General features: G+C 31.7%; 16 protein-coding genes. 3 read left to right on the forward strand and 13 right to left on the reverse strand.

The features are described 5' to 3' along the window. Positions 1–173: 173 nt before the first annotated feature. The 6 genes from F6464_RS11215 to F6464_RS11240 all read right to left on the reverse strand — a co-directional run bounded on the left by F6464_RS11215 (position 174) and on the right by F6464_RS11240 (position 10347). A complete protein-coding gene (locus F6464_RS11215; protein ID WP_225318073.1) occupies positions 174–2249 on the reverse strand; it encodes an ATP-binding protein in 2076 nt (691 codons plus the stop codon). 106 nt (positions 2250–2355) lie between these two features. After that, the gene (locus F6464_RS11220; RefSeq protein ID WP_191963376.1) at positions 2356–4425 is read right to left on the reverse strand and encodes an ATP-binding protein; all 2070 of its coding nucleotides are present in this window, start codon (positions 4423–4425) and stop codon (positions 2356–2358) included. Between the two features lie 144 nt (positions 4426–4569). After that, the gene (locus tag F6464_RS11225) at positions 4570–6771 is read right to left on the reverse strand and encodes a B12-binding domain-containing radical SAM protein (protein ID WP_151107909.1); all 2202 of its coding nucleotides are present in this window, start codon (positions 6769–6771) and stop codon (positions 4570–4572) included. A gap of 100 nt (positions 6772–6871) precedes the next feature. Beyond that, positions 6872–8413: an acyl-CoA carboxylase subunit beta gene (locus F6464_RS11230; protein WP_151107910.1), complete on the reverse strand. Its 1542-nt coding sequence runs from the start codon at positions 8411–8413 to the stop codon at positions 6872–6874. A gap of 4 nt (positions 8414–8417) precedes the next feature. Then, positions 8418–9860, reverse strand: a complete 1443-nt coding sequence (locus tag F6464_RS11235) for an acetyl-CoA carboxylase biotin carboxylase subunit (protein ID WP_151107912.1) — start codon at positions 9858–9860, stop codon at positions 8418–8420. A gap of 1 nt (position 9861) precedes the next feature. Continuing rightward, the gene (locus tag F6464_RS11240; protein ID WP_151107913.1) at positions 9862–10347 is read right to left on the reverse strand and encodes an acetyl-CoA carboxylase biotin carboxyl carrier protein subunit; all 486 of its coding nucleotides are present in this window, start codon (positions 10345–10347) and stop codon (positions 9862–9864) included. A gap of 134 nt (positions 10348–10481) precedes the next feature. Between F6464_RS11240 and bshC the strand changes: the two genes are divergently transcribed. The 3 genes from bshC (at position 10482) to F6464_RS11255 (ending at position 14272) form a co-directional block, all read left to right on the forward strand. Beyond that, on the forward strand, positions 10482–12071 hold the full coding sequence (gene bshC / locus F6464_RS11245; RefSeq protein WP_151107915.1) for a bacillithiol biosynthesis cysteine-adding enzyme BshC: 1590 nt from the start codon (positions 10482–10484) through the stop codon (positions 12069–12071). Between the two features lie 152 nt (positions 12072–12223). Continuing rightward, positions 12224–13471 (forward strand): T9SS type A sorting domain-containing protein, encoded by a 1248-nt coding sequence (locus tag F6464_RS11250; RefSeq protein WP_151107917.1) that lies wholly within the window; start codon positions 12224–12226, stop codon positions 13469–13471. A gap of 381 nt (positions 13472–13852) precedes the next feature. Further along, a complete protein-coding gene (locus F6464_RS11255) occupies positions 13853–14272 on the forward strand; it encodes a nucleoside-diphosphate kinase (protein ID WP_151107919.1) in 420 nt (139 codons plus the stop codon). A gap of 160 nt (positions 14273–14432) precedes the next feature. Here the strand turns inward: F6464_RS11255 and F6464_RS11260 are convergent, their stop codons facing one another. The 7 genes from F6464_RS11260 to F6464_RS11290 form a co-directional block, all read right to left on the reverse strand. Beyond that, on the reverse strand, positions 14433–14729 hold the full coding sequence (locus F6464_RS11260; RefSeq protein WP_151107921.1) for a DUF721 domain-containing protein: 297 nt from the start codon (positions 14727–14729) through the stop codon (positions 14433–14435). Continuing rightward, complete coding sequence (locus F6464_RS11265; RefSeq protein ID WP_151107922.1) at positions 14710–15153, reverse strand: hypothetical protein; 444 nt, start codon at positions 15151–15153, stop codon at positions 14710–14712. The genes F6464_RS11260 and F6464_RS11265 overlap by 20 nt, the downstream gene beginning before the upstream one ends. 148 nt (positions 15154–15301) lie before the next feature. Continuing rightward, positions 15302–16282, reverse strand: a complete 981-nt coding sequence (gene ftsY, locus F6464_RS11270) for a signal recognition particle-docking protein FtsY (protein ID WP_151107923.1) — start codon at positions 16280–16282, stop codon at positions 15302–15304. Positions 16283–16581: 299 nt separating this feature from the next. After that, positions 16582–16734, reverse strand: coding sequence for a DUF4295 domain-containing protein (locus F6464_RS11275; protein ID WP_151107925.1), 153 nt, complete (start codon positions 16732–16734; stop codon positions 16582–16584). A gap of 75 nt (positions 16735–16809) precedes the next feature. Further along, positions 16810–16992 (reverse strand): 50S ribosomal protein L33, encoded by a 183-nt coding sequence (rpmG, locus tag F6464_RS11280; RefSeq protein WP_007805817.1) that lies wholly within the window; start codon positions 16990–16992, stop codon positions 16810–16812. A gap of 27 nt (positions 16993–17019) precedes the next feature. Beyond that, positions 17020–17256 carry a 50S ribosomal protein L28 gene (rpmB, locus tag F6464_RS11285; protein WP_151107927.1) on the reverse strand — a complete coding sequence of 79 codons (237 nt, stop codon included), beginning with the start codon at positions 17254–17256 and terminating at the stop codon, positions 17020–17022. A gap of 72 nt (positions 17257–17328) precedes the next feature. Next, on the reverse strand, positions 17329–18582 hold the full coding sequence (locus F6464_RS11290; protein WP_151107929.1) for a CinA family nicotinamide mononucleotide deamidase-related protein: 1254 nt from the start codon (positions 18580–18582) through the stop codon (positions 17329–17331). Positions 18583–18634: the final 52 nt, after the last annotated feature.

Here is an 18634-nt window from a genome sequence, read left to right on the forward strand (position 1 = left end):
ATTTAGAAATATTATATTTAATCATATCCTTAATTTTTGCTTATACTAGACCAACATTGTTTTTATTTGATGGCTTTTATATAATAAAAAAGTTTGATAAAACTACTTCGTCAAACTGTCTCTAATTCCAATAAAAAAATAATACCTATTACTGTTTAGCAACTATTTTTGCATTATGATCCTTTATTTTTACCTAAAAACACCTGATCAATTATTTCAAATAATTTTTCTCTATTAATAGGTTTAGTAATATAATTATAAAAACCTGCTTTAAATATTCTCTCTTCATCATCGCTAGATGAATAAGCTGTTTGTGCAACAACAGTTAACTCTGGTCTTATTGCTTTAATTTTTTCTAAAGCTTCAAATCCATTCATAACGGGCATTTTAATATCCATTAATACCAAATCAATATTTGAATTATTGATACAAAACTCAACTGCCTCTAGTCCGTTAACTGCTCTTATTATTTTATAATTTTTGAGTTGCATTATCTTTTGAAACAATAAGAAATTTAAATTATCATCTTCTGCAATTAATATTGTTCCATCTTCTTCCCCTTTAGAAACGCCAATAGTGTTAATTGATTGTACTACTATTTTTTGAACTTTATCATATATTAAAGGAATTGAAAATGAAAATACTGATCCTTTTTCAACTTTAGATTCTAAAGTTATTGTTCCGCCCATCATGTCTACATATGCTTTTGATATTGCTAGGCCTAGACCTAAACCACCAACTTTTATAGAAACATCACTTTCTACTCTTTTAAATCGATCAAAAATATGTTTGTGATTTTCTTTGTCAATTCCAAGACCAGTGTCTTTAATTTTAAAAATAATTTTTTCGTTTTTATCATCTACAGTATAACCAAATGCAACATATCCTTCATCGGTAAATTTAATGGCATTTGTAACCAAATTAACAATGATTTGTTTTAATTTAGTTTCATCGGTAATAATATTATAAGGAACGGGTTTGAGATTATCGAGTAATTTAAATTCAATTTTTTTAGTTTTTGGAATAGTAATCTTTATTGTCTCATACAATTCGCTAATACAGGATTCTAAATTTATATTTGTATAATTTGGAGTAATTTGATTGGAATCTATCTTAGACATTTCTATAAGATCATCAATAATTGAAACCAAATTTTTGCCGCTTTTATCAATTACTTTTAAATACTCTAATTTTTCTTTTTCATTTAATTCTGTATTAATTAATAAATCAGTAAAACCATTGATTGCATTCATTGGAGTTCTAATCTCATGCGATAAATTGGCTAAAAATGATGCTTTAAGCCTATCCCCTTCTTCAGCACGTATTTTTGATTTTATTAATTCTATTTTTTGATTGCTGTTTTCTTCAAAAAGATTTCCAATATAACTAAATTCGCCAGAAGTGTTTTTTAATTCTTTTATAGCTTTTTTATTTCCAGTTTCAAGCACTCTTGTCATTAATTCTAAAGGAAAATAAAGCCATTTTCTAGTCATTATTAGATTAACAACTAAATTTATAATAAAAGCTAAAATAATAATATATAAAATGGTAATTGTGTTGTCAAAATAAACATCGAAATTTCTTATAAACATTAACTTAGTTATGTTTTTATTCTGACAATCTTTTAATTCAATATTTGCATAAATTTTATGCCCTCCTATTTCAGACTCAACTTTTTTAGAAGTAAATTCAATTTCTGAGCTTGTTAAGGTTTCTAAATCTTCAATGAAGCTATTATCTAAAAGTCTAACTACAAAAAAATACCCAGAGGGCTTTGTTTTTGTTTTCAATGGATCGTCTGAAGGATGAACTGATGCACCAATTACTTCTGCCAAACCTTCAGGGATTTTTAAATAAAACCTATTTATTCCTCCTTTATTAAGATTTTTTATAGCTTGTTTAGGGATAAAATTAGTTGATTTTATTTTAGAGGAAGAGGCATTAATAATAAATTTATTATCTACATCATAAGCTCCTAAATAATCTGCATTATATATTTCTAATTCATTACCAATAGTTTCATTATACCATACTGAATCTTTAGTTTTAAAAAAATTTACAAACTCGTCCCAGTTTGTATCATTATTTATTGCAACTCGAATTGGCTTAGAATCTAGAACAAATAATTTATCAACTTCATTTTGAAACTGATTTTTTGAGTTCGTATAAACTTGTTGTTCTACTTGAGTAGTATAATAAAAAAGAGCAGAATAAAGAAAAATAAAAAAAATACTAGACGAAAAAATCAAAAATAAAATTTTTGGATATGTTTTTTTAATGGTCATTAGCGTTTCTAAAAAATATTTTAAACGAATATAAAAAATAAAAAATAAAAATCAGTATAAATATTCAATACTACTTTTTATCCTTTCGAAATAAATCATCCAACAGTTCAAATATCTTTTCTTTATCTAAAGGTTTTGTGATATAATCTGTAAAACCAGCTTGTAGAACTCGCTCTTTATCTTCTGATGATGAATGAGCAGTTTGAGCTATAACTGGGAGATTGGGTAAAAAAACTTTAATTTTATCAAAGGCAGTGTATCCATCCATAACTGGCATTTTAATATCCATAAATACTAAATCAATAGCTGGATTTGTTGAACATATAGTTACCGCTTCCTGACCGTTTACTGCTCTTATTGTAGTATAATTCTTTAATTCAAGAATCTTTTTTAGTAGTAAGAAATTAATATTATCATCCTCGGCAATCAATATCACTATATCACTATTTGTTTCGATATCATTTACAATTTCTTCATCTGGCTTCTTTGGTAAGTTATTCTTATCATATTTTAACGGTATTGAAAATATAAAAGTTGAACCCTCCCCAACAGTCGATTCTACTTGAATTGTACCCCCCAACATTTCTACATATGCTTTACATATAGCCAATCCAAGGCCTAAACCACTCAATTCTACTGAAAAATCGTCTTCAATTCTTCTGAAACGATCGAAAATTACACTAACATTTTTCTTGTCAATCCCAATTCCAGAATCTCTTACTGTAATTTCTAAGAATTTTTCTTTTTCATGGACTACATAGCCAAAACCTACTTTTCCATTATTAGTATATTTAATGGCATTTGTAATTAAATTAGTAATGATTTGTTTTAGCTTAACTTCATCAGAGAGTATATTTTTTGTAATAGGATTAGGATTATCAATAACATAAAAATCAATGTTTTTCTCTGCTGGAATGGTCACTTTTATGGTGTCATATAAGTCATGCAAGCATTTATTTAAATCAAAACCTACTAATTTAGGTGAAATTTGGTTGGCATCAATCTTAGACATTTCAAGGAGATCTTCTATAATAGAAACCAAATTACTCCCACTATTACGAATAATTTGTAAATATTCTGATTTATCATTTTTACTTAAAGTAGAATCATTTAATAAATCACTAAAACCAATAATAGCATTCATTGGAGTTCTAATTTCGTGAGATACATTAGCTAAAAATGACGATTTAAGTTTGTCGCTTTCTTCTGCTTTTTGCTTTGCAATTAACAATTGTCTCTTCTGATTGCTATTTTCCTCAAAGAGATTTCCTATATAACCAAACTCACCAGGTGATTTCTTTAAAACTTTTATTGCTTCCTCATTTCCTGTTTCTAAAATATTTGTAATCGTTTTTAGAGGTTCGTACATCCACTTTCTTGAATAATACAGATATATTATAATGTTTAAAATAAACGCAAGTATAATAATAGATAGTATTTTTTTTGTACTTCTAAAATCTAAATTAAATGGTCTTTTAAAAACTATTTCAGAAACTACTTTATTGCCCCAATCTTTTAGTACTAAAACTTTAGTTACGTTATCCTTATCAGTAATAGTGTCTGTATCATTGTAAACTAAACTTGCTTGAGAACTACTAATTTTTTGAAGATTATTAAAATAGTTTTTATCTAAAAGTCTAGCCATAATAAAATAGCCCGAAGGTTTGTGCTTATTCTTTTTAGGATCATCAGATGGATGTATTGTTGCTCCAAAAACCTCAATGATTCCTTCAGGAATTCTCATGTAAAACTGTGAAACTTTTTTAGAATATAAATCAGTTAAGACTTGTTTTGGAATAAAATTTTCTGTTTTAATTTTTGAAGTCGATGTCTTGACAATAAACTCATTAGATAAATTATAAACTCCTACATAATCAATTTCGTACGATTTAAATTCTTCAACAACGAATTGATTATACCAACTAATATCTTTTATTTTTGCAAAATCATACAAACCATCCCAAAACGTTACATCGTTTAGGGTTGCCAAATGAGTTTTAGAATTCAATTGAGATAAAGTGACTACTTCAGTACTAAATTGAGTGTTTGTAGTCTTATAAACCTCTTTTTCTTGTTGAATTGTATAAACGTAAAGAAAAATATAAAGTAGAAAAAAGAGACAACTTGTGGTTATAATCAAAAATAATAATTTTGAATATATTTTGAGGTTAAAACGTTTATTCATAGAATTTTGGGTAGAATTCACAATAAAATACGCTATAAATATAAATATTTTTCAATGAATTAAGATTTTATTTGTAAAATATATTTTTTATTATTTGTTTTATAAAATTAAAAGTCCAAAATTTCTTAAAGAGTTAATTGGTTTAGATTGCCAAAACAATTCAAAATCTTCTAAACTAGTTTCGAAATCTAATTTTAATTCATTAAAAGAATAAACTTTAGAATTTTTAACTGCAATTTTTTGTAGCATATCAACTAGCCATTCGCCTTCTAATTTATTTACTTGGATAGTGAAACTTTCTTTTTTGTCATGAAAAGTCAACTTCAACATTTCCCAAGAGCTTCCCTTTTTAGATTTAGTAAATTGGTCAACACTTGGCTCACCTCCTAGCCAAACTATTTTAGCATTTGGTTTGTCATTTCGAGAAACAAAGCTATCTAACTCATCTTGTAAAGCAGTTAAAATAAAGTCTTCTGGAATTTTCGTTTTTGGAATCTTAAACTCAAACCAATCTTGCAACGGATAATCAAAACAAATACCGTGCATAAAGTTGAACAATGATTTCTTTAATCCAAAACTAAATTGATCGTGATCTATTCCTGTCTTATCACTATAATTGATATCGTTATTAGCAAAGGTTCCTATGCTTTCTGTCACTTTTACAACACCAAATTGTTCTGGATACATACCAACAGGACTATGCGCTGTCATCGCAAATTGATGCCAAAATCCCGATTGTAAAACTCCAACTTCAAACAATTGACGCACCATTTCTAAGCTATCAACAGTTTCCTGGATGGTTTGTGTGGGATATCCATACATCAAATATGCATGAACCATAATTCCAGCTTCAGTGAAATTTCGAGTTACTTTTGCTACTTGTTCAACGGTTACGCCCTTATCAATTAGTTTCAATAATCTATCTGAAGCCACTTCCAATCCTCCAGAAACAGCAATGCAACCCGAAGCTTTTAATAACAAACATAAATCTTGGGTAAAACTCTTCTCAAATCGAATGTTGGTCCACCAAGTAACCGAAATTTTTCGGCGTAAAATTTCTAAAGCAACTTCTCGCATTAGGGCTGGCGGGGCTGCTTCATCTACAAAATGAAAACCGTTTTGACCCGTTTTCTCGGATAGCTCTTGAATTCGGTCTACAATTATTTTAGCAGCAACAGGCTCATATATTTTGATGTAATCTAAAGAAATATCACAAAACGTACATTTACCCCAATAGCAACCATGAGCCATAGTGAGTTTATTCCAACGTCCATCGCTCCACATGCGGTGCATTGGATTTACAATTTCAATTACTGAAATGTATTTATCCAGAAATAAATCCGAATAATCAGGAGTACCGACTTGAGATTGTTTGTAATCCTTTTTTAATGAATTATTTTTATAAACTACTTCTCCGTTTTCCAAAAGAAAAGTCCGTTTATATTCCTTATCAATTATTCCTTTTTCATTGTCAATTAGCAATTGAATTGGCAATTCTCCGTCATCTAAAGTGATAAAATCGAAAAACTCAAATACTCGTTTATCTGAAAGCGAACGTAATTCCGTATTTGGAAAACCACCACCCATAGCAATTTTGATATTTGGATAATGCTTCTTTACCCATTGCGCGCATCGAAAAGTAGCATATAGATTTCCAGGAAAGGGTACCGAAATCAAGAATAAAGTAGGCTGAATGATTTCCATTTTTGGTGCCAAAATCGAAATCAGAATTTCATCAATATAGGTTAGTTCTTTTTGTAAAGCTTCGTATAATTCATCAAACGAATTGGCACTTCTTCCCAATCGTTCGGCATATCGGCTAAAACTAAAGTTTTCATCGACACATTCTACAATAAAATCGGAGATATCTTCGAGATATAACGTGGCTAAATGTTTGGCTTTATCTTGGGTTCCCATTGTTCCGAAAGCCCAGTCTAATTCTTCTAATTGCGAGAAGCGAGAGGCCTCGGGCAAATAATCATCTTGACAAATTTGTAGCGCTAAGGTTGGATTTTTTCCTTGCAAAAATGCAATTACAGAATCAATAGTTTTTATGTATTCGTGTTGTAATGCTAATATTCTTTGGGTATTGGGCGTTAGGTTTGAGATGCTGGGCCTTAATTGAAATAAATTTTCTAATCCTTGTTTCGAAAATAACTCTAAAATTACTTCAATACCCAAATCGGCTTGAACCGAGTCAATATTTTTAGTATTCAGAAATCCTTTGATATAAGCCGTCGCTGGATATGGCGTATTCAGCTGGGTAAATGGTGGCGTTATTAGGAAGAGTTTTGTGGTCAATGAAAATCTATTTTAGGCAAAAGTAAGATTACTAATTGATTTTATACTATAAAAAAACCATCTGAATTCAGATGGTTTTATATTTAATGTGAATTTCGTTTTACAAAGGAATATTACCGTGCTTGCGATTAGGCATTGCCACCACTTTATTCTCTAACATACTGAAAGCTTTTATCAATTTTTTACGAGTATCATTAGGTAAAATAACTTCATCTATAAATCCACGTTGAGCAGCAGTATAAGGATTAGCAAATAGATCAGCATACTCTGCTTCTTTTTCTAACAGTTTGGCTTCATGATCTTCGGCTTCGCTAATTTCTTTTTTAAAGATAATTTCAGATGCTCCTTTGGCTCCCATAACTGCAATTTCAGCTGTTGGCCAAGCAAAATTCATGTCGGCACCAATGTGTTTGGAGTTCATTACATCATAAGCTCCACCATAGGCTTTACGGGTAATTACGGTAACTCTTGGCACAGTGGCTTCACTTAAAGCGTATAATAATTTTGCTCCATGAACAATGATTCCATTCCATTCTTGATCGGTTCCGGGTAAAAATCCAGGAACATCAACCAATACTAATAACGGAATATTAAAACAATCGCAAAAACGAGTAAATCGAGCCGCCTTAATAGAACTTTTTACATCCAAACATCCTGCTAGGAACATCGGATTATTAGCAATAATCCCAATACTTCTCCCAGCTATTCGTGCAAAACCAACAATGATATTTTCAGCAAAGTCTTTATGAATTTCAAAAAAAGATTCTTCATCAATAATTCCTCGAATTACTTCGTGCATATCATAAGGTTTATTCGCATTTTCAGGAACAATATTCGACAATTGGTCTCTAATCTCGTCTCCTAATTTGTATGGTAACTTTGGGGTAACTTCTTTATTATTTTGAGGAATATAACTCAACAATCGTTTTATATCTTCTAAACATGAAACTCCATTTGGAGAAGTAGTATGTGCTACTCCTGATTTTGTAGAATGAGTTATTGCACCACCCAAAGCTTCTGAAGTCACTTCTTCATTGGTCACTGTTTTTACCACATTTGGCCCTGTAACAAACATATAGCTGTTGTTTTCAACCATCATGGTAAAGTCCGTCATTGCAGGAGAATATACTGCACCCCCAGCACAAGGCCCCATGATAGCAGATATTTGCGGAATTACGCCACTTGCTTGAACATTTCTAAAAAAAATATCAGCATAGCCTCCTAAAGAACGAACGCCTTCTTGAATACGAGCACCGCCAGAATCATTTAATCCAATCATTGGGGCGCCAACTTTAAGAGCCATATCCATTACTTTACAAATTTTTTCGGCATGGGTTTCTGATAAAGCACCACCAAAAACGGTAAAGTCTTGAGCAAAAACATAAACAAACCTTCCATTAATAGTACCGTAACCTGTAATTACTCCGTCACCATAATAAATTTCTTTTTCCATGCCAAAATCGGTGGTACGGTGCGTGACCAACATTCCAATTTCTTCAAAAGAACCTTCATCCATCAAATATTCAACCCGTTCTCTGGCTGTTAATTTTTTCTTTTCGTGCTGCTTTTCAATACGTTTTTGTCCACCACCCAAATGAGCAAGAGCAATTTTATCGTTTAATACTTTTATTTTAGATTCCATAAATTTATTGAATTGGTATCCGTACTATTTTTTGATCTTCAAAATATTGTTTCAAAGCTACTAAGGCGGCAATTTCCGCTTCTTTAGCCATTTGGGTTTTTAGTATTTCTGCAGAATAATATTTTTTCACGAAATTGGTGTCAAATTTTCCTGACCTAAAGGCCTCATGCTCAAAAACAAATTTCCCGAAAGGCAAAGTGGTTTGTACTCCTTCAACCTTATAATCATCTATAGCTTTAAGCATAACTTGAATAGACTCTTCACGTGTTTTTCCGTAAGTTATTAATTTAGCTAACATTGGGTCGTAATAAATAGGAATATCCATACCTTCTTCAAAGCCATTATCTACTCTAATCCATTCTCCATAAGGTATTTGATATACATTTAAATGACCAACGCTTGGTAAAAAGTCATTCATAGAATCTTCGGCATACACTCGCAATTCCATGGCATGACCCTTAATATGTAAGTCTTCCTGTTTAAACGGCAATGCTTCGCCTCTAGCAACTCTAATTTGAAGTTCGACTAAATCTACTCCTGTAATCCATTCTGTAACAGGATGTTCTACTTGCAGACGCGTATTCATTTCAAGAAAATAAAAATTATCATTTTCGTCATACAAAAATTCAACCGTTCCGGCTCCTAAATAATCGCAAGATTTAGCTACCATCACGGCGGCTTCACCCATTTTTTTACGAATTTCGGGAGTCAATACTGAAGAAGGAGCTTCTTCAACTACTTTTTGATGACGACGCTGAATACTACATTCTCTCTCAAATAAATACAGAACATTTCCATGACTATCGGCAATAATCTGAATCTCGATATGCCTAGAAGAAGCCACATATTTTTCTATAAAAACCGAACCGTCACCAAAAGCGGCAACAGCTTCGCTAATTGCTCTGTTCATTTGAGAAACAAAATCCTGTTCCTTCTCAACAACTCGCATTCCTTTTCCTCCACCTCCTGCAGAAGCTTTTATCAAAATGGGAAAACCAATAGCTGTTGCAGTTCTTTTAGCTTCTTCAATATCTTTGATAGCATGGTCTACTCCAGGAACCATAGGAATATTGTAATGACTTACCGCTTCCTTAGCTGCAAGTTTGCTACCCATGATTTCTATGGCTTTTGATTTTGGCCCAATAAAAATAATATTATTTCTTTCAGCTTCTTCTGCAAATTCGGAGTTTTCGCTTAAAAATCCATAACCTGGGTGTATTGCATCTACGTTTAAGGCTTTAGCAACTTCGATAATTTTGCTTCCTAATAAATAAGATTCACTCGAAGGTGACTCTCCTATCCATACAGCTTCATCAGCAAACTTTACGTGAGGTGCATTTCTGTCAGCAGTAGAATACACTGCAACTGTTTTTATGCCCATTTTCTGGGCGGTTTTCATTACTCGAATTGCAATTTCGCCTCTATTGGCAACTAATATCTTCTTCATATTATTCAAATTCAATTAATAATTGCCCTTTTATAACTGCATCACTAGTTTGCACTGCAATAGATTTTATTATACCGTCACGTGGAGACAGAAAACTGTTTTCCATTTTCATAGCACCTAAAATTAATAGGCTATCGTTTTCTTTTACAGCTTGACCAATAATTACAAATATTTCTAATATTAATCCTGGCATTGGTGCTTTAATAGCGTTTACCTTTTTTGTGGCACCAACATCAAAACCCATAACAGAAATAAGTTGATCTAATTGGTTAGAAATTACAACTGAATAGCTATTATTGTTCACTTTTACCGTATAGCACTTGTGATTGAAATCAGCAAGGACAATTTCAGCCTTGTATGATTTATTTTGATTTAAAATGTGGAATTTATTTTCTTCTACAGATACCGCATCTAATTGAGATATACTTTCTTTATCAAAATCGAATTGAAATGTTTGATTAACACTTACTTTAAAGTTTTCACTCATAGGTTTTACTTTTGATTGGTATCAAATTTATCTAAAAAAAAATTAAATCGAATACTTTATTACCTATTTGTTAACCAAAAAATCATAAATTTACTTTTTGTTACTTTTACAAAAAAATAAAGCACATTATAAACATGCCTAACGACTGTATTACGTATCAAAATTCTGGATATTTTTCGGATTTAATTATTGATTATTTAAATCAAAAGCCAAGTTTGCAGTCTTTATATAATCGTTTTCCAACTCTTGAGAATTTTGAAGAGCAAATAGAAGAAAAACAAAATCAGTATAATGACTCGAATAGAACAATTTTGGTTGCTGTTTTAAAACAACAATACCAGAATGTAGTACCTTCTGAATTGTCAAAAAAAAATATAGAACTCCTATTAAATTCGAATACTTTTACGGTTACTACAGGACATCAATTGAATTTATTTACTGGTCCATTATATTTTTTGTATAAAATTATTTCTACCATAAATTTAACAAAAAAGCTCAAAGCAACGTATCCGAATTCTAATTTTGTGCCTGTTTATTGGATGGCTACTGAGGATCACGATTTTGAAGAAATTAATTATTTTACCTTTAAAGGAAAAAAATTCAGATGGAATAAAGAAAGTACTGGACCTGTTGGGCGGTTATCGACTAAAGGATTAGAAGAAGTTTTTGAAATTTTCGCTAAAGAAATTGGAAACAGTAATAACGCCAATAGCATAAAAAAATTATTTCAAGAATCGTATCTGAAACACCATACATTAGCTGACGCAACCCGCTTTTTAGCCAATGCTCTTTTTGGAGAATCTGGCTTGGTTATTATTGACGGCGACCATCATGATTTAAAAAAACTATTTATTCCTTATGTAAAAAAGGAATTACTAAATCAAAATTCAAGTACATTAGTTAGCGAAACTATTACAAAATTAAAAGACTACACGATTCAAGTAAATCCAAGACCCATTAATTTGTTTTACATTAAAGAAAATTTTCGGGAACGAATCCTACTTGAAGATGATATTTTTAAAGTCAATAATACTAAAATTCAATTTTCTGAAACCGAAATTTTATATGAATTAGAAAAGTATCCTGAAAATTTTAGTCCAAATGTAATTCTGCGTCCTTTATATCAAGAAGTGATTTTACCTAATTTATGTTATATTGGCGGAGGTGGAGAAATTGCCTATTGGCTGGAATTAAAATCGTTATTTGACACTTCAAAAATTACTTTTCCGATACTGTTGTTACGGAATTCTGCGTTATTAGTAACCGAAAAACAAGAAAAAAAAGCAGACAAACTATCCTTATCTTGGAAAGATCTATTTTCGAAACAAAGTGATTTAGTAAACGAAAAAACAAAACAAATTTCAGCATTCCCTATTGATTTTACAATTCAAAAGGAACAGTTAAAAAATCAATTTTCATATCTTCAAGCCATAGCCAGGCAGACAGACCAATCGTTTATTGGCGCAGTAAAAGCGCAAAAAGCCAAACAAATTAAAGGGTTAGAAAATCTTGAAAAGCGTTTATTGAAAGCCCAAAAACGAAAACATGCCGAAGCACTAGGACGTATTACAGATTTGCAAAACGAATTATTTCCTAATCAAAGTTTACAAGAAAGAACAGTTAATTTTTCAGAATTTTATTTGGAGAATGGAGAAAATTTAATGAATAACCTTTTTTCAGAATTGAAACCTTTAGACAAAGCGTTTAATATAATTATTTTATGATTTACTAAAGTTACTAGTAAATATTAAATAAACTCAAAAAATAATCTTATCAACACGCAAACGTTTTCGTTTCTTTTTTTACACATCCAATAAACTATTTATACTATAATTTTGATTACTTTTATGGAATATTAATTTAAACACAAAATATTATGAAAAAAAGAGTACTTTATTTAATTATGTGCGTTTTTGCATTTACTGCTGCTAGCGCTCAAATCGAAACCATGGCTATTGTTGGTGATGGTGTAGGCGGATGGCCTGGAAATGGTGATAGTCCAGATCCAAATAATGATACCCATCAAATGACAAAAGTTGATGCTGACAATTGGATTATTATCGATTTAGTTGTTAAAGGAAATGGAATAAAATTTAGAGCTAATAATACTTGGGATGCTGCAAACAAGTTTATTGTAGGAGCACCTACTAAACCAGCAATTCAATTTCCATCAGCAATTGGTGTTTCTCCCGGAGATAATATTGAGGGTGTTGTGCCAGGAACATATACTGTAAAATTAAATACTGCAACTTTAGCTTATTCTTTTGAAAGTGGAGTAGTAATTCCAGTAGTTAAATTGGTAGGAACTGCTGTTGATGGAGGCTCTGTTAATATTCCTGCTACAAGCGCAACTACCTTTGAAGCTAAACTGAACCTTCTTGCTGGCGATGCACAGTTTGATGTTGATGGTGTTTTATTGTCTGATAGTGTTTTCCCAGGATTCCCATTACCAGGTAATGCTTTTGAAGGTGGTCCAGCTATACCAGTTACTGCAGGAAAATGGATTGTAAAATTAAATGTTGAAACAGGAGATTATAGTTTTGAAGTAGCACCTAATGAAGCATGGGCAATAACTGGAAGTGCACTTAAAACTTTTGGTTATGATTGGGGTACTGATTTATTGTTAGATACTACCGATGGTGTAACGTATACTTCTTCTGCACCAATTTCTATGGAAGCTGGTGGTTTCAAATTCCGTGTTGCTGGAGATTGGGGTACTGCAAAAGGATGTGATGCACCAGACGATAATTCTTTTGGTTTTTTTCCTACGGGTTTACCAGGCGGTAAAAACATAAATGTATCTGCAGAACAAGCAGGTAGTTATAGCGTAACATTTAACGCAAATACAGGTGAATATTCATTTACTAGTTTATCTACAAAAGGTTTTAGTACTGCAAACTTCAAAGTATCTCCTAACCCAACCACTAACAACTGGAACTTTACTACAGTAAATGACAGCATAGAGTCTATTCAGATTTTAGATGTTTTAGGTAAAAACGTAATGACAGTTTCTCCTAGAAGCAATACAGCAAATGTTGATGCTTCTTCTTTAACAAGAGGAATCTATTTTGCTAAAGTGGCTACAGCTAAAGCGACTCAAACCTTAAAATTGATGAAAAACTAAAAACTAGTTTTTTCTTAACTTATAAATCCCTTACTGGAAACAGTAGGGGATTTTTTTATGGAAAATTTGGTACATGAAGTTCATAGATTTGGTTTTGAATACAGAACTTTGCTAAGTTGAAAATAAAAAATTAACCGCAGATTCGCAGATTTAACTACGGCATCGCAATCAAAAATCTGAGTCAGTTCGACTATTTTATTAAAAATGCGATAGCTTTTTTAATAAAATGTATCGATAACCCTAGTGTTCAATACTTCTCAATACATTTTCGAATAGTAAAGTTGTCGCATTACTATTCGAAAAATACTCAAAGAGACAGAATATTTTTTATTAATCAATGAATAAACACTACTTTTGCACCCAAATTAAAAAAACATACAAATGGCTACAAATAGAACATTTACAATGATTAAACCTGATGCGGTCGAAAACGGACACATCGGAGGAATATTAAATATGATTACAGAAGCTGGTTTTAAAATCATTGCTTTAAAACTAACACAACTTACTGTGGCTGATGCAAAGGCTTTTTATGAAGTGCATGCTGCTAGACCTTTTTATGGAGAATTAGTAGAATTTATGTCAAGAGGCCCAATTGTTGCAGCAATCTTAGAAAAAGAAAACGCTATTGCTGATTTCAGAACCTTAATTGGTGCTACCAATCCTGCTGATGCAGCCGAAGGAACTATCCGTAAAAAATATGCCACTTCTATGGGAGAAAATGCTGTTCACGGATCGGATAGCGATGAAAATGCAGGTATAGAAAGTGCTTTTCATTTTGCTGGGAGAGAGCAGTTTTAAGTTTAGACTTTTCTTAGACGCATTAGACTTATTAGATTTTTAGACTTTGTTGGTTAATAAAATGTAACAATCCCATTTCATAAATTTGAAGTGGGATTTTTTTTATCATCTAAAAGTCTAATTTATCTAAAAATCTGAAAATTCTAAGAAGTCTCAATTGCTATCTCAAAACAACCGCAGTAATAATATCGCGTCGCAACTCATCATTTATCATTTTAATGATTTTGTCTTTTCCGTAACTTAATTCTTCTCGCAAAACTGCAGAGGTTAATTCTACATAAAGTGTGCTCCCTTTTAGGACTACGTTTTTAGTATAGCTATTGACTCCGTTACCCATTAGAGCAACCCAAGCTTCTTTTACTGAAATTTGATCGATCCCAGGTTGCAATTTATTAACTTGAATAATCTCCTTCAAGACGTCTCCAATAGAACTTTCGTTATTTAGTCGTTTTGCCATCTTGCGTTGTTAAATTTATTGAAGTCGCTTTTTTATAATGGTATTCGTTTTTAGCGTCGTTAATCAAAACCAATTTTTCGTCGGAAATGGAATGTATTTCTTCTTTCCATTTTGAATAAAAAGTAGTGTAATTAATGATGTACTTTTCATTTTCTTGTTTAATTGTTATTTTTTCGACATCATCATTTACCAAAAAAGATCCGTCTAGTTGTGGAGTTACTTTTTTACGAAAACCTTTATTGTGTTGTACTGAAAAATAATCAAACATTTGGTTTATAGCATATTCCTTTTCTGTTCCGTCAGGAAAAACTACTTTTTCAATTTCCCAATAGCCATTAATTTTTGAAATGTTTTCGGTAGTAACTTTTTTATTACATGAAGTAAAAAGTGTTGAAACTAATACAATAAAGACAATTTTTTTCATTTTTAAGTTTTATAAAATATCAATTTGAATAGTTTTAAAATATAAGATGCCTAAATTTTACTCCAGAAAAAATAAGTTCCTTTAAAAACTAAAAGCGCTGAGAGCATTTTATTATCCTTCCACTTAATTCCGTTCTCATTTGAGAATACTATTTAAAAAAAGAATCAACAAATTCATATTTGTTAAAAACTTGTAAATCATCAAGCCCTTCTCCTACTCCGATATATTTTACTGGAATTTGAAATTGGTCCGAAATTCCTATTACAACTCCGCCTTTTGCAGTCCCATCTAATTTTGTTACAGCAAGTGATGTTACCTCTGTTGCTGCTGTAAACTGTTTGGCTTGCTCAAAAGCATTTTGTCCAGTTGACCCGTCTAATACCAATAGCACATCATGTGGAGCATCTGTGACCACTTTTTGCATTACTCGTTTTACTTTGGTCAATTCATTCATTAAATTGAGTTTGTTGTGTAAACGTCCCGCAGTATCAATAATCACAATATCAGCATTTTGCGCTACGGCAGATTGTAATGTATCAAAAGCAACAGAAGCTGGATCGCTTCCCATTTGTTGTTTTACCAGTGGAACGCCAACTCTATCTGCCCAAACTTGAAGCTGATCGATAGCGGCAGCTCGAAACGTATCAGCAGCACCTAAAACGACTGAATAGCCTTGCTTTTTAAATTGATGCGCTAACTTACCAATAGTGGTTGTTTTTCCTACTCCATTTACACCAACAAACATAAGAACATAGGGTTTTACGTTTATTGGAATTACGAATTCAGTAGCTTCGCCAAGATTGGTTTCTGATAATAATCCTGATATTTCTTCTCTTAGTATTTGATTGAGCTCGTCTGTTCCTAAATATTTATCCTCGGAAACGCGTTTCTCAATTCGAGTGATAATTTTAAGCGTAGTATTTACACCAACATCTGATGAAACAAGAATTTCCTCTAAATTATCTAAGACATCATCATCGACTTTCGATTTTCCGGCGATTGCCTTAGTAAGTTTAGAGAAAAATGAAACTTTTGATTTTTCTAGGCCTTTGTCTAAGGTTTGCTTATCCTGTTCATTAAGAACGGGTTCTTTTTTTTCTGATCCAAATATTTTTTTAAAAAAGCTCATTTTAAGTTAGAGGTTAGAGGTTAGAAGGTAGAGGTGTATACTACTAACTTCTTGAATCATGTTAAACTCATTTATAAAAAGTAAAAACAATGGTCTACTAGCCCTGATGGAAGAGAAAATCCTTCATTATTTAGGATTGCAAAGCAAAATCCTAAATAATGAAGATTGTAACGTACAGCAGGAATTGCATGAGTAAATAAAGCCCAAACCTGTTGCTTCTACTTTTTAAAGTGGTAAAGATAAAAAATAAAAAAGCTACTTCCGAATGAAAGTAGCTTTTCTATAAATTGTATTATGAATTATTTCTTTTTCAAGAATTCATCTACAGCTTCAGGAGTCATAATTGATTCTACGAATGTATATGCACCAGTTTTAGGAGATTTCACCATTTTGATAGCTTTTGATAATCTCTTTGAAGCGGTTTGTAACGATGCTACGGTTTTCTTTGCCATGATTCAAATGTTTTATTTGTATTTTAATAAAATCTCGAAATGTGAGCATTTGAGAATTTATAAAATCTCTAATTATTATTTAATTTCTTTGTGAACAGTTACACGTTTCAAAATTGGATTAAATTTTTTAATCTCTAATCTATCTGGAGTATTTTTTTTGTTCTTTGTTGTAATGTATCTTGAAGTACCAGCAACACCAGTTGTTTTGTGCTCTGTACATTCTAAAATTACTTGTATTCTATTACCTTTCTTTGCCATCTTGCTATATATTTATTTAGGAATAGATTATTTGATAAATCCTTGAGACTGTGCTTTTTTCAAAACTGCAGCGATTCCATTTTTATTGATTGTTTTTATTGTAGATGCAGCTACTCTTAGAGTAATCCATCTGTCTTCTTCAGGAAGGTAAAAACGCTTTTTTAGTAAGTTTACAGAAAACTTTCTTTTGGTTTTATTCATGGCGTGAGAAACATTATTTCCCACCATCGCTCTTTTACCTGTAAGGTCACAAACTCTTGACATTGTACTTATCTTTTATCGTTATTCAAAATCAGGGTGCAAAGAAACAAAAAATAAACCTATAATACAAAATAATTAAAGTAGATTTTTTAAAATTTCTTTTTGTAGTATTTCAAGGCATTTATTTACAGCTCTATCAATCACTTTATCACGTGGTTGACCAAAATTAAACTCATGAACTATGACTTCATTTGGTGTTGCTAATGCAATAAAAACAGTGCCAATCTCGGCTTTTGAATCCCCTTTAGTTGGCCCTGCGTTACCAGTTGTTGCAATTGCGTAATCCGTTTTCATTATTTTTTGAATATTGACCGCCATTTCTTTTGCCACTTCGGCACTTACTACTGAATAGGTATTTACTGTAGCTTCATCGATGCCTAAAACCTTTATTTTTACTTCGGTAGCATAGGAAACTATGCTGCCTTTAAAATATTTAGAAGCTCCAGAAACTGAAGTTAGAACTTTAGCAATTTGTCCTCCAGTACAACTCTCGGCGGTTGAGATTGTCTTGTTTTGTTTTGAAAGTAATCGTCCTATGATGACTTCTATGGTTTCTCCGTCGTCAAAACCAACAATAATATCACCAATTATTTTTGTTAATGAAGTTACATTATCTTCGATAGCTTTTTCTAAAATTACCTTATCCTTTCCACGTGCAGAAAGACGCAAACGTACTTTTCCTGGACTTGGCAAATAGGCTAATTTGATAAATGAAGGCAAATTGTTTTCCCAGTCTTCTATACGTTCGGCTACTTTGCTTTCGCCTTCTCCGTAGGTAAGAATGGTTTTATGAATGATATACGGGCGTTCATATTCATGAACTACCTTAGGAATCACTTCATTTTCGATTAAATATTTCATTTCATATGGAACACCGGGAAGGGAAATAAAAACAGTGTTTTCTTTCTTCATCCACATGCCTGGAGCGGTTCCCATTTGATTGTGCAAAATGATACATTTAGAAGGAACTAATGCCTGATCTTTATTGAGTTGCGTTATGGGACGTTTGTAAAAACCTTCTATCATTTGAGTTACGTGAGCAAGAACAGACTCATTGACAACCAAGGTATCATCGAAGTATTCACAAAAAGTATGCTTGGTAATATCGTCTTTTGTTGGTCCTAAACCACCAGTAATAATGACTAAATCGACATTGTTTTGAAGCGTTGCAAAGGTATTTAAAATGTGTTGTTTGTTATCTGAAATAGAAATCATTTCCTTGATTTCGACACCAATTCTATCTAATGACTTGGCTATAAAACCTGAATTAGTATCAATAATTTGACCTATAAGAATTTCGTCGCCAATGGTAACTATGGTTGCTTTCATTTTGGATTTATAATTTGAGATTTAGGAATTACTGTACAAAAATTAAAGTAAC

It is taken from the genome of Flavobacterium luteum, from assembly GCF_008806775.1.
GTDB classification, from domain to species: Bacteria; Bacteroidota; Bacteroidia; order Flavobacteriales; family Flavobacteriaceae; genus Flavobacterium; species Flavobacterium luteum.

Excerpts from the sequence above, each read along its gene's own strand:
- F6464_RS11260 (WP_151107921.1), bottom strand. The coding sequence starts at position 14,729 with ATGGCAAAACGACTAAATAACGAAAGTTCTATTGGAGACGTCTTGAAG.
- rpmG (WP_007805817.1), bottom strand. The coding sequence starts at position 16,992 with ATGGCAAAGAAAGGTAATAGAATACAAGTAATTTTAGAATGTACAGAG.
- ftsY (WP_151107923.1), bottom strand. The coding sequence starts at position 16,282 with ATGAGCTTTTTTAAAAAAATATTTGGATCAGAAAAAAAAGAACCCGTT.
- F6464_RS11265 (WP_151107922.1), bottom strand. The coding sequence starts at position 15,153 with ATGAAAAAAATTGTCTTTATTGTATTAGTTTCAACACTTTTTACTTCA.
- F6464_RS11255 (WP_151107919.1), top strand. The coding sequence starts at position 13,853 with ATGGCTACAAATAGAACATTTACAATGATTAAACCTGATGCGGTCGAA.
- bshC (WP_151107915.1), top strand. The coding sequence starts at position 10,482 with ATGCCTAACGACTGTATTACGTATCAAAATTCTGGATATTTTTCGGAT.
- F6464_RS11240 (WP_151107913.1), bottom strand. The coding sequence starts at position 10,347 with ATGAGTGAAAACTTTAAAGTAAGTGTTAATCAAACATTTCAATTCGAT.
- F6464_RS11235 (WP_151107912.1), bottom strand. The coding sequence starts at position 9,860 with ATGAAGAAGATATTAGTTGCCAATAGAGGCGAAATTGCAATTCGAGTA.
- F6464_RS11250 (WP_151107917.1), top strand. The coding sequence starts at position 12,224 with ATGAAAAAAAGAGTACTTTATTTAATTATGTGCGTTTTTGCATTTACT.
- F6464_RS11290 (WP_151107929.1), bottom strand. The coding sequence starts at position 18,582 with ATGAAAGCAACCATAGTTACCATTGGCGACGAAATTCTTATAGGTCAA.
- rpmB (WP_151107927.1), bottom strand. The coding sequence starts at position 17,256 with ATGTCAAGAGTTTGTGACCTTACAGGTAAAAGAGCGATGGTGGGAAAT.
- F6464_RS11230 (WP_151107910.1), bottom strand. The coding sequence starts at position 8,413 with ATGGAATCTAAAATAAAAGTATTAAACGATAAAATTGCTCTTGCTCAT.
- F6464_RS11275 (WP_151107925.1), bottom strand. The coding sequence starts at position 16,734 with ATGGCAAAGAAAACCGTAGCATCGTTACAAACCGCTTCAAAGAGATTA.